Source organism: Saccharothrix hoggarensis (assembly GCF_052936025.1).
In genome coordinates this window covers 4,040,698-4,052,187 of sequence record NZ_CP193624.1, presented here as the reverse complement: position 1 = coordinate 4,052,187, position 11,490 = coordinate 4,040,698, and the positions used below count along the sequence as shown (strand labels likewise).

General features: G+C 73.3%; 11 protein-coding genes. 4 read left to right on the top strand and 7 right to left on the bottom strand.

Going from position 1 to position 11,490, the window contains the following annotated elements:
* The first annotated feature begins 189 nt into the window (after window positions 1-189).
* The gene (locus ACRAKH_RS18585) at window positions 190-3,948 is read left to right on the top strand and encodes a glycoside hydrolase family 2 TIM barrel-domain containing protein (protein ID WP_380722775.1); all 3,759 of its coding nucleotides are present in this window, start codon (window positions 190-192) and stop codon (window positions 3,946-3,948) included.
* A 99-nt stretch (window positions 3,949-4,047) separates the two neighbouring features.
* Here the strand turns inward: ACRAKH_RS18585 and ACRAKH_RS18580 are convergent, their stop codons facing one another.
* Window positions 4,048-4,524, bottom strand: a complete 477-nt coding sequence (locus tag ACRAKH_RS18580) for a macro domain-containing protein (protein ID WP_380722773.1) — start codon at window positions 4,522-4,524, stop codon at window positions 4,048-4,050.
* Between the two features lie 166 nt (window positions 4,525-4,690).
* Between ACRAKH_RS18580 and ACRAKH_RS18575 the strand changes: the two genes are divergently transcribed.
* Window positions 4,691-5,431: a hypothetical protein gene (locus ACRAKH_RS18575; RefSeq protein WP_380722771.1), complete on the top strand. Its 741-nt coding sequence runs from the start codon at window positions 4,691-4,693 to the stop codon at window positions 5,429-5,431.
* Between the two features lie 60 nt (window positions 5,432-5,491).
* Complete coding sequence (locus ACRAKH_RS18570) at window positions 5,492-6,343, top strand: alpha/beta fold hydrolase (RefSeq protein ID WP_380722769.1); 852 nt, start codon at window positions 5,492-5,494, stop codon at window positions 6,341-6,343.
* A gap of 24 nt (window positions 6,344-6,367) precedes the next feature.
* Here the strand turns inward: ACRAKH_RS18570 and ACRAKH_RS18565 are convergent, their stop codons facing one another.
* Window positions 6,368-6,724, bottom strand: coding sequence for a hypothetical protein (locus tag ACRAKH_RS18565; RefSeq protein ID WP_380722767.1), 357 nt, complete (start codon window positions 6,722-6,724; stop codon window positions 6,368-6,370).
* A gap of 93 nt (window positions 6,725-6,817) precedes the next feature.
* On the bottom strand, window positions 6,818-7,321 hold the full coding sequence (locus ACRAKH_RS18560; protein WP_380722765.1) for a winged helix-turn-helix transcriptional regulator: 504 nt from the start codon (window positions 7,319-7,321) through the stop codon (window positions 6,818-6,820).
* 80 nt (window positions 7,322-7,401) lie between these two features.
* Between ACRAKH_RS18560 and ACRAKH_RS18555 the strand changes: the two genes are divergently transcribed.
* Complete coding sequence (locus ACRAKH_RS18555) at window positions 7,402-7,824, top strand: nuclear transport factor 2 family protein (RefSeq protein WP_380722763.1); 423 nt, start codon at window positions 7,402-7,404, stop codon at window positions 7,822-7,824.
* A 13-nt stretch (window positions 7,825-7,837) separates the two neighbouring features.
* Here the strand turns inward: ACRAKH_RS18555 and ACRAKH_RS18550 are convergent, their stop codons facing one another.
* The 4 genes from ACRAKH_RS18550 to ACRAKH_RS18535 all read right to left on the bottom strand — a co-directional run bounded on the left by ACRAKH_RS18550 (window position 7,838) and on the right by ACRAKH_RS18535 (window position 11,490).
* Window positions 7,838-8,467 carry a DUF5655 domain-containing protein gene (locus ACRAKH_RS18550; RefSeq protein WP_380722761.1) on the bottom strand — a complete coding sequence of 210 codons (630 nt, stop codon included), beginning with the start codon at window positions 8,465-8,467 and terminating at the stop codon, window positions 7,838-7,840.
* 19 nt (window positions 8,468-8,486) lie between these two features.
* Entirely contained in the window at window positions 8,487-9,122 is a 636-nt protein-coding gene (locus ACRAKH_RS18545; protein ID WP_380722759.1) for an NUDIX domain-containing protein, read from the bottom strand.
* An 83-nt stretch (window positions 9,123-9,205) separates the two neighbouring features.
* Window positions 9,206-10,510, bottom strand: coding sequence for an adenylosuccinate synthetase (locus ACRAKH_RS18540; protein WP_447009144.1), 1,305 nt, complete (start codon window positions 10,508-10,510; stop codon window positions 9,206-9,208).
* Entirely contained in the window at window positions 10,510-11,490 is a 981-nt protein-coding gene (locus ACRAKH_RS18535) for a hypothetical protein (protein WP_380722755.1), read from the bottom strand. The genes ACRAKH_RS18540 and ACRAKH_RS18535 overlap by 1 nt, the downstream gene beginning before the upstream one ends.

Here is an 11,490-nt window from a genome sequence, read left to right as displayed (position 1 = left end):
TCCAACATAACCCCTGATGGATTGATCTGCGCTGGTCAACGCATCGGTGCGATGCGCGTGTGTCCGAACGGGACGTTTTCGTTGCACCCACAAGGTGATGAGTGCACCGTGTGAAACCCGAATGCACCTTGACGAACCGTCAACCCCTGATCACTCTTGTGTGGTTCTGGTTGAACATGGAGGTTCAGCATGACTCGCCTGCGCGTTCCGGCAACGGTGATGGTGGTCCTGGCCGCCGCGGTGGTGGGGGTGAGTCCCGGTACCGCGACCGCCGCCCCGCCGGGCGAGCTGTACTCGACCTACCTGGAGAACCCGGGAATGGTGGCCCAGAACCAGGAACCGGCGCACGCCTACCTCCGGCCGTACGCCGACGTCGACTCCGCGGTCCGCCGCGACGAGCGCTCCCCGTACGCGCAGGTGCTGGACGGCACGTGGCGGATCGCGATGGCGGACCGGCCGGAGGAGGTGCCGGCGGACTTCCACGCCGACGGCTACGACACGTCCGGCTGGCGCGAGGTGTCGGTTCCGCACACGTGGCAGACCGACGGCCTCGACCACCCGATCTTCCGCAACATCGCCACCGAGATCCAGCCGGACGACCCGCCGCGCGTCCCGCGCGACGTCAACCCGACCGGCGCCTACACGCGTGACTTCGACGTGCCCGCCGACTGGACGCGCCGCACGACGTTCCTCCGCTTCGAGGGCGTCACGTCCGGCTACTTCGTCTGGGTCAATGGCAAGTACGTCGGGTACGACCAGGGCGGCTACACGCCGGCCGAGTTCGACGTCTCCGCCGCCCTGCGCCCCGGCCGCAACCGCGTCGCCGTGCAGGTGCACCGCTGGAGCGCGGGCGCCTACCTCGAAGACGTCGACCAGTGGCGGTACTCGGGCATCTTCCGCTCGGTCCGGCTGCACTCGACGCCCGCCACCCACGTGCGGGACGTGGCGCTGCGGACCGACCTCGACGCCACGTACACCGACGCCACCCTCTCCGCCGCCGTGGAGATCGGCCACAAGGCGGGCGGCACCACCGGGACGCACCGGGTGACCGCCGGTCTGCGGGACGCCCGCGGCACGGAGGTCGGCGCCGTGAGCGGGGACGTCGAGGTGACCGACCGGGGCGGTCGGGTGGAGCTCACCCTGCCGGTGCGCGACCCGGCGAAGTGGACCGACGAGACGCCGAACCTCTACACCGTGGTGCTCACGCTGACCGACCCGGACGGCCGCACCACCCACATCACCAGCGAGACCACCGGTTTCCGCGAGATCGAGATCCGCGACAAGCAGCTGCTCGTCAACGGCAAGCGCGTGCTGTTCAAGGGGGTGAACCGCGCGGAGACCGACCCCGACCACGGCAGGCACGTCCCGCGCGCGGCCCAGGAACGGGACGTGGCGCTGATGGAGCAGCTCAACGTCAACGCGGTCCGCACCTCCCACTACCCGTCGGACCCGTACTTCTACGAGCTGGCCGACCGGCACGGGCTGTGGATCGCCGACGAGGTCGACATCGAGACCCACAACCACGAGAACTGCGCCCGGTGGTGCCAGGCGAACCAGCCCGAGTGGCGGGACGCGTTCCTCGACCGCTTCACCGCCATGGTCGAGCGGGACAAGAACCACCCGAGCGTGTTCCTGTGGGACACCGGCAACGAGGCGGGACTCGGCGCGCACCACTTCGCGATGGCCGAGTGGCTGGACGCCAACGAGCCGACCCGCCCGAAGTACCACCAGTCGAACAACCCGGACGGCGACGCGCCGTTCGCCGACGTGTGGGGCCCGCGCTACCCGTCGCCCGAGCGGTTCGAGCAGCAGGCGAAGAGCACCACCAAGCCGTTGATCTTCGGCGAGTACGCGCACGCGATGGGCAACAGCCTCGGCAACTTCCGCGAGTTCTGGGACACCATCCGGGCCAACCCGGCCACGCAGGGCGGGTTCATCTGGGACTGGGCGGAGGCGAGCATCCGGCAGGAGGTGCGCATCCTGCCCGACTCGTCCGGCAACAACATCTCCGCCCACCTGTCGGGCGCGCCGGAACTGGTCGACGGCCACCGCGGCAAGGCGCTGCACCTCTCCGGGCTCGACGACTTCGTGGAGGTCTACCGGGACCGCAGGCTCGACATCACCGGCAAGGCGCTCACGCTCGACGCCTGGGTCAAGCCCGCCAGGTGGAGCGGCGACTTCCGGATCGTCGGCAAGGGCGACCACCAGTACGCGCTCAAGATGAAGAACGAGACGACGCTGGAGTTCTTCATCCACAGCGGCACGTGGCGCGTCGTGCAGGCCACCGTGCCCGCGGACTTCTACGGCAACTGGCACCGGGTCAGCGGCACCTACGACGGCGCCGCGCTGCGCCTCTACCTCGACGGCCGCGAGGTCGCGAGCACGCCGTTCGACGGGCCGATCGACCCGTCGTCGGCCGAGGTCAACATCGGGCGCGACTTCGAGACGTCGTGGAACGACCCGAGCCGGGTCGGCCGGATGGCGCACGGCGCCGTGGACGACGTCCGCGTCTACGACCGGCCCCTGACCGCGGCCGAGCTGAACGCGGCGGAGCCCGTGGGCGGCGCGGTGCTGGCGCTGGACTTCGACCGCGTCGAGGAGCGCGGCACGCACCTGTCCTACGGCTCCAGCCTGTCCGGCCTCGACGGCCTGGTCGGCCCCGACCGGGACGCCCAGCCCGAGACGGCCCAGATGGCGTGGGCGCACCAGCCGCTCCGCTTCCGCTACGCGGACGGCGTGCTGTTCGTCCACAACGAGCGGCAGTTCAGCGGCACGGACGACGTGGCGCTGCGGTGGCGGGTCACCGAGGGCTCGCGCGTCGTGACGAGCGGCGAGCAGCCGTTGCGGGTCGCGGCGGCGTCCACCGGCGCCGTCCGGGTGCCGGCGCCGGCGAACCCCGCCGACCGCGAGCGGTTCCTCACCGTCGAGGCGGTCACCACCGCGGCCCTGCCGACGGTCCCCGCCGGGCACGTGCTGGCGCACGACCAGTTCCCGCTCGGCGGCACGAAGGTGCCGGGTCTCGACGCCGAGGCCAAGGGCGGCGGCGCCGCCGTCACCGCCGACACGTCCGACGCCGTCACGGCGACGGCCGAAGGCGTTAGCTACACCGTCGACAAGGAGACCGGCTCGCTGTCGTCGATCAAGGTCCGGGACCGGGAACTGATCGCCGGCGGGCCGAAGCTCGACGCGTGGCGCGCCCCGATCAGCAACGAGACCTTCAAGTGGGGCCGCGCCGAGGGCGAGGACTGGCGCAAGGTCGGCCTCGACCGGCTCGCCACGACGGTCACCGGCGTCCGCGTCGAGCCGGACCCGTCCGGCGTGCGCGTGGTCGTGGACAGCCGGGTCGCCGCGCCGGACGTCACCGGCGCGTGGTTCGACCAGACGATGACGTACGTGGTCGAACGCGGCGGCGTGCTGCGGCTCGGGCACAAGGTGACCCCGCAGGGCGCCCTGCGCACGCTGCCGTACCTGCCGCGGATCGGCGTCTCGCTCGCCGTGCCGGACAGCTACGACCGGTTCGCCTGGTACGGGCGGGAGGCGGAGAGCTACGTCGACCGCAAGGACGGCACGCCGATCGGCGTCCACTCGTCCACGGTGGACGAGCAGTACGTCGACTACCACCGGCCGCAGGACCACGGCAACCACACCGACAGCCGGTGGGCGCTGCTCACCGACGGCCGGACCGGCGGACTGCTCGTGTCCGGCGCGCGGGACGTCAGCGTGACGCCGTACGACGACCTCGACCGGGCCGCCTACCCGTTCCAGCTCCAGCGGAACAAGGGGTGGGTCACCCTGCACGCGAGCCACGCCGTCACGGGTGTCGGCGACACCCCGAACCCGGTGCGGCCGCGCAGCCAGGTCCGCCCCGACACCACCTACGAGTACACGATCACCCTGCGGCCGCTGACCGCGCAGGAGGCCCGCGCCGGACTCCCGGCGGGCGGCTGACGAGGACGGGCCGGTGTCGCGGGGGCCACGCGCTCCCGCGACACCGGCCCGCGTGGTCGGCCGAGGTGGTCGACCGGGCCGGCCGATCCGTGAGGTCGGTCAGTCGAAGTCGTACACCGTGGTGGGCACGTCACGGGCCGGCAGCGTCTCGGCGATCAACGGCTCCACGCGCTCCCACTTGCCGCCGGCGAGGCCGCAGCCGATGCGCGGCATGTGGACGCCGGCGTTGAGGTCCACCGCGTGCTGGGCCAGGGTGGCCAGGCAGCGCGCCACGGCGTCGTAGCGGATCGGCGGCCCCTTGCTGCCGGCGCGGAGGCCGTGCTGGCCGACCATGTTGGCCACCCACGTGTCCGCCCGCACCTGGACGAGCTGGGTCGCGCCGAGCCCGAAGTCGTTGCGCGCCCGCGCGCGGTGCCAGTCGCGGTAGGCCCGCTCCGGTTCCGGCCGGCGCTGGGAGATCGCCAGGACGAAGCCCTTGCCCCACCCGCCGAGGTCGTTGCAGACGTGGGCGATGATCTTCGGCCCCTTGGCCTGGGGACTCGTCGCGTCACCCTTGACGACTCGCAGCACCTCCACGCCCGCGATGCCGCCGGCGGCGCGATCGCCTGTCGACGCGGTTTCCGCCCGCCCGTGCCCGCCCGCCGGCGCCGGTTGACCGCCCCGCCGCAACCCGACCGGCGACGTCCGTCACCGCGCCTCCCGCGCCTGATGAGGGGAAGCTTGAGCCGGGAGGTGGTGCGCGGTGTTGCGGTTGCCGTTCGGCGTGCACGACGAGGTGCGCGCGGAGTTCGAGCGCCGCTGGGCGCGGACGCGGCCGTTGCTGCTGCTGGGCTTCCTCGCGCCGCCCGCGGTGAGCCTGGCCGTCGCCGTCGTGGCGCGGTGGTCGGGTGTCCCGGCGGTGGGCTGGGTCCTGCTGCTGGTCGGCTGCGGGGCGCCGGCGGTGTTCCTGTTCCGCCGCGTCTACGTGCACCGGACGGGCTGGTGGGGCGGTGTCGTCGCGTACAGCGGCGCGGTGCAGGTCCTCGGCCTCGGGTTGGTCACCGCGCGGGCGCTGCTCGTGCTGCCCACCGTCGCGGCGATCGTGGCCGGGGTGCTGCTGGTGACCAGGGCGCGGGTCGTGCTGCTGGACGAGACCGGCGGCGCGATCGCCGCCACGACGCTGGGCGTGCGGAGCGCGTCCCGGCAGGTGCGCGGCCCGACCGGCAAGCTGCTCGCGGCACACGCCACGGTGGACGGTGAGGTGCTGCGCTGGCACGTGACCACCGGAGCGTCCATCCCGGACACGTGCGGGGGCGAGCTGCCGCTGCGCGAGATCACCGACGTGTGGGTGGCGGAGACGCGCGACGCGCCCGGCGGACCCGTGGTCGTCGTGCGCGCCGGCGGCCGTGACCTGGAGCTGGTCGTCGGGCACCCGCACGACTTCGCGAGCGTCCTCGACCGGCGGTTGCGGCTGCTCGGCGGCCCCGGCTGGTCGCAGGCGTGACGTCCGCTCAAGTTACTCGTTGGTCACGTCGAGGTCCGACGACGGAGAGGGGCAGCGGCCATGGCGACCGAGCGGTTGCGGCTGGAGGACGGCACGGAGCTGAACGTGGTGAGCGGCGGCCCGTCCGACGCCGGGGTGACCGTGGTGCTCGCCCACGGCTACGCGCTGGACCACCGCAGCTGGCACCGCGTGGTCGCGGCGCTGCCCGAATCGGTGCGCGTCATCGCCTACGACCACCGCGGGCACGGCGCGTCGTCGCCCGCGGACAAGGAGACCGCGACGATCGAGCAGCTGGGCGACGACCTCGGCGAGCTGGTCGAACGGCTGGTGCCGGACGGGCGGGTGATCATCGTGGGTCACGCCATGGGTGGCATGGCGGCGATGGCGATGGCCGAACGCCGTCCCCGCCTGTACCGGCAGCGGGTGGCGGGCGTGGTGTTCGTGTCGATGGCCGCGACGGGCCTCGCGGAGACGTCGTTGGCGTGGCCGAAGGCGCTGGGCAAGCTCGTCCGGGAGCTGGAACGCGCCTTCGGGCCGCTGGTGCGCGCGGTGCGGGAGAAGATCGAGCCCGCGAAGACGGCCGGGCTGCGCTGGTGGCTGTTCGGCGACGAGCCGCGCGACGAGGACGTGGACCTCACCGCCGACATGGTCTGGTCGCACTGGCCCGAGACGGTGGCGTTGTTCCGGCCGGCCGTGGACCGGTACGACCGCGAGGCCGCGCTGACCGTGGCGGGGGAGCGGCCGGTGATCGCGATGGTGGGCGACGAGGACCGCCTGGTGCCGGAGTCCAACGCCAAGTCCCTGGCCGCGGCGGTCGGCGGGGAGTCCGTGGTCGTGGAGGACGCGGGCCACATGCTGCCGCTCGAAGCGCCGGCCGAGGTGGCGGCGCGGATCATGGAGCTGAGCGCCTAGCCCCGCGCCGGTCACCGGCGGCGGTCACCCGCGGCTGATCCGGTCGAGGCAGAGGTACCGGCCGGCCATCGGCGCCATGGGGCCGACGACCAGCACCTTCGCCGTGTCGCGGTGTCGCCCGCACGGATCGTCGCGCCCGGGTTGCACCTCGCCGTCGGCGAGGACGCGGAAGCGCGCGTCCGGGTCGTCGCAGGGGACGATCCGGGCCGCGTCGGCGTCCTCGAACCCCTGGTCGTCGCCCGGGAAGCCGACGCAGTTCCCCACTTCGGAGGCGTCGACGGCGTCGTCCGGGGCCGTCAGGTCGTCGGCGATCGAGACGACCGCCGCGACGAACAGCGCCACGACTGCCAACGCGAACACGCCCCACAGGATCTTCCGCACGATCGCCACCTCCACCTCCGTACCGTTCCGCGCGGAGCGGGGTGCGACAACCGCCGTGGCCGGATGCGGCCACCGGACGTCGGGGCCGGGGCGTCAGGCCGGTGGCTGCTCGGTGAGCAGTTCGGCGATCACACGGGTGCCGGGAGCGTGCCGGCCTCCGGGGCCGGGGAGCGGCGTCACGTCGTCCACGTGCAGTTCGCCGCCGCAGTGGGAACACGTCACGACCGGGGTCGCGGGGTGGTCGCACGTGGTGTGGTGCAGGCGCAGCGGCGGGCCGTCCGGGGCGAGGTGGCGGTCACCCCAGGCCAGGAGGCTGACGACGACGCCGTACAGCTCCTTGCCGGCCTCGGTCAGGTGGTAGTCGTGGCGCACGGGGTTGTCCTGGTACGGCCGGCGCACGACGACGCCGGCGTCGACGAGCGTGGTGAGGCGGTCCGTCAGGACGTTGGTCGCGATGCCGAGGTCGCGGGTGAACTGGTCGAACCGCGTCAGCCCCAGGAACAGGTCGCGCAGCACGAGCAGGGTCCACGGGTCCGCGACGATGTTCGCGGTGCGCGCCACGGAGCACGCCATGACGCCGAAGCGATCTCTGGCCACGCCCTCAGCCTAGTCGGTTGCGAACAGCAAGGCTGCAGCTCTAGGGTCACTTGCAACTTGCAAGCCACTGGAGGTTGATCGTGTACCACGCTGTCGTCAGGGCCAAGGTGCGCAGGCTGTGGGAACGGGTCGGCGCCGGCGACCACCGGGCCGCCGTCGAACTCGCCGCACCCGACCTGCGGTTCCGGTTCGTCGGCGATCCGCCGGTCGGCGCCGAGTTCACCGGTCGCGACGAGTTCGAGCGGTGGTTCCTCGGGCTGCAACGGACCCTGCCCGGCCTGCGGATCACGCTGACCGACGTCGTGGTGCGCGGGTGGCCGTGGCGCACCACCGTCGTGACGCGGCTGACCATGGCGGCGACGCTCGCCGACGGCTCCGCGTACCGCAACGAGGGCGTGCAGTGGGTGACGTTGCGGTGGGGGCGGATGGTGGACGACTACGTCCTGGAGGACACGGCCCGGTTGGCCGACGCGCTGCACCGTCAGGCGAGCCGCGCGGCCTGAGCCCGGAGGCCGGTCAGGTGTTGGCCCGGTAGGCCTCGGCCAGCAGCCGCGTGAACTCGTCGTCCACCTGGTCCGGCGACTCCAGCGCGACCCGCACGGTGCCGTGGGCCAGGCTCTTCGCCGACAGCAGTCGGCCGCCCGGCTCGCGGCCCGGCAGGTTCAGCCCGACGTCGACCCGGCGCCTGGTGGTCGCCTTGACGACGGCGAAGGTGCGCTTCGGCGCGACCAGCGAGATGTAGGTCTTGCGCGCCTGCACGACCACGTCGTCGCCCACCGAGCACGCCGCCTCCAGCACCGCGTCGCAGACGGGGCGCAGGTCCGGCCGGTCGGCGTACTGGTTGTCGATCAGCTCGGCCGGGTCGGTGAGCAGGAAGTCCGGGTAGCCGTGCCGTTCGTAGACCAGCAGGTCCTGCGAGTAGCCGCCGACGCCCTGCGCGGTCAGCCACCGCCGCAACGCGGGCTCGTCGCGCGGGTCCTCCTCGCGCACCAGCCCGTTCCACTCCGCGACCGTCCGGCCCGTGGCCGCCTCCAGCCGCCGGGCGGCGTCGTCCATCATGGACTTCCAACCGCGGATCTCGCGCTTGCCCGGTGTCGACATGGGGGCCGCCTCCTCGTCCGCGACCACCGTAGTGACGCCCGTCACGTGCGGCAACGCGTGCGGCTCACGACACCCAGCGCCACACCGACGGCGGCCGACCACCCTTCGGCAGGGCGGCGGCGTGCTGCGCGGTGCGTTCCAGGCCCGGCACCCGTTCCATGATCCGACCCAGGTTCGCCGGGTAGGGGCGGTCGCCGGTCAGCGACTCGGTGGCGTCCAACGCCTGCGCGGTGGTGAACTCGCGGCCGAGCAGCCCGGCGGTGAACCCGGTGTCCCGCCAGAGCCGGTCGGCGAGGATCGGGCGGCAGTCGCGGACGATCCGGTCGTGGTCGAACGCCAGCGGCGGCACCTCGGTGACCGGCGCCCACACCGGGCCGTCGCCGGCCAGCCGGGTGGGGTCGACGGTGGCCCAGAGCGCGATCGACAACGTCGGGCCGCGCGGGTCGCGGGACGGCTCGTCGAACGTGCTGAGCTGCCCGGACGCGGAGATCGCCTCCGCCGGGACGCCGAGCTTCCCGGTGACCGCGCGCCGCGCCGCGTCCCGCAGCCGTTCGCCCTTGCCCAGCAGCACACCGGGCAGGGCCAACTCGCCCGCGAACGGCTCGAACGCGCGCGGCGCGACACCCACCAACACCGCCCGCGCCACCGGGTCGAAGCGCAGGGCCAGCACGTCCACCGAGACCAGGGTCGACTCGATCATGGCCTGATCCTCCCGCATCCGACCGACCACCCACCGCCCGGACCGCCGCCCACCCTCCCCACCGGCCTCCCCGGCGTCCGGTCTCACGCCGAGGTCGGCGCGCCGACCGCCGCCGCGGCCGACGCGGGGGCGCGGACCGGCGTCCGCACCACGTAGTCCGACCGGTCCGCTCCCGCCCCCGTGACGAGCACCGGGACGCCCAGGTCTCCCTCCAACCACGCCACCGGGTCGGGCAGGTCGGCGAGCACCGGCGTGCGGCCCGCCAGGAACGCGGTCAGCTCCGCCCCCGTGCCCGCGACCGGCAGGGGAGCGTCGTAGGACACCGCCACCTTGAGGTCCCGCGCGTCGAGGTGCGTCACCGCCAGCGCGTCCACCCCGCCGCACGCCGCCACCGCGTACCGGAGCAGCACCGCGTCGAGGTGACCGGCCCGCCACGCCCCCTGGTAGTGGCCGGTGCCGTTGTGGCGCTCCGGGAACCGGGCGAGCACCGCCGCGTCCTCGGTGGGCAGCGGCCCGGCGCCGTGGCGGGTCTGGTACGTCCTGGTCACGCCGAGCACGGTGGCCCGCCGTCCGCCGAGCAGGCCGCGGGCGTTGTCCGGGGTGACCGTCGACCACGTCGTGTGCGGGTGGAAGCCGCGCCACTGGTCGAGCAGCACGCCCTGCGCGCCCTCGAAGACGAGCCGCCCGGCGTCGGCCAGGCGCCCCACCTCGTCTCCGGTGGTGCACCGGACCGCGTCGGCGAACGCCCGGTACAGCGACACCAGCTCGTCCACGGACGTGCCGTCGCCGATCAGCGGCTCGTAGAACCGCGCCAGCGCGTCGAGCTTGCCGCGCAGCACGGCCGGGCGGGCGCAGTCGCCGACCGTCGGCGCGGGGCCGGGCACGCCGAGGACCGGCTGGTCCTCGACCACGTCACCCGGCGCCGCGCCCCGGCCCGCGAGCAGCGAGTACCAGACGGTCTCGCCGATGCCCTTGCCGCACGAGCCGTGCCGGCCGGGCCCGCGCGCGTCCTCGCGGGCCCGGTTCGCGGCGACGTGGATCGGGGTGGTGAGCAGCGCGTCCGCGTCGATCGACAGCAGCCGCAACGGGTCCGCGACGCCCAGCGCCGCCAGCTCCCGCGACTCGGCGGCCAGGGCGATCGGCTCGACCAGGACGTGCCGGGAGAGGTGGGTCGGCACGCCCGCGAGCGTGCCGGACCCGAACTGGCTGAACGTGTGGTGCCGGTCGCCGGCGACCACGTTGTGCGCGGCCTGCGCGCCGCCGTTGAACCGCACCACCGACGTCACGGGACCGTCGTGGCACAGCGCGTCGACGACCGCCCCCTTGCCCTCGTCGCCGAACCCCAGGCCGACGACGACCACGTGCCCGTCCACCCCGATTCCGCCCATCAGTTCAGCGTCACGTCGTCGGGACCGTCGAGCAGCGGGGGAGCGGCGGTCGTCGCGACCGCCTTGCCGCCCACGTGGACCAGCGCCTTGCCGACCGCCTCGCGCTCGGCGATCGACCCGACGTCGGCCAGGTCGATCATCGCCTGGTCGAGGTCGACGACCCGCTCCTCCATCCCGATGGTGGCGGCGATCAGCTCGCACACCGCGCCCGGGTCGTCCAGCTTGAGGAAGTTCTGGCCCAGCAGGTCGCGCCAGTGGTCGGCGATCTGCGGGTCGTCGTAGTACGACGACTGCTTGGGCAGCACGAAGTAGACGTGCCACTTGCGGCTCAGCTCCCGGTACACCGACGCCGGGTCGATGTCCTCCTTGATGTCGTCGCCGATGATCCGGCGGATGTGCTTGGCCTCCAGCCGCGGCTTGTTCAGCTCGTCGCCGATCAGGAACAGGTAGCCCTTGCGGCCGCGCTTCTGCCACGCGTCGGTGACGACGTGCCGGGCCACGAAGTACGCGGCCAGCTCGTACGACTCGCTCTTCTGCCCGCCGCCGTTGCCCTCCAGGAAGATCGTGCGCAGCTGCTCGTCCATCCGGTTGTCCGACTCGAACTGGCCGACCTGCAGCGGCACGCGGTCGCTGTCCGCGTCACCGATGCCGCCGAACATCAGCTGCGGGTCGGTGAGGTAGCCCTTGCGCTGCAACAGCCCGTGCAGCTTGCCCAGCTTGCGCTGCATGATCTGCGGCACCCGGCCCATCGAGCCGGTGACGTCGAACAGCACCGCGATCGGCGTCGAGTCGGCGTGGTCGGCCGAGTCGCGGCACTCGCGGGCCACCACGCCCTTCGGGTCCAGCGACGGGTCGGCCTTCCACTCGGTCCTCGGCTGCGACCGCAGCGTGGCGGTGTAGCCGAAGTCGTCGATGCCCTTGGCCGCGCGGAAGGTCTTCGCCGCCGCGTAGGCGTTGTCGTCCCACTTGCCGTGTCCCAT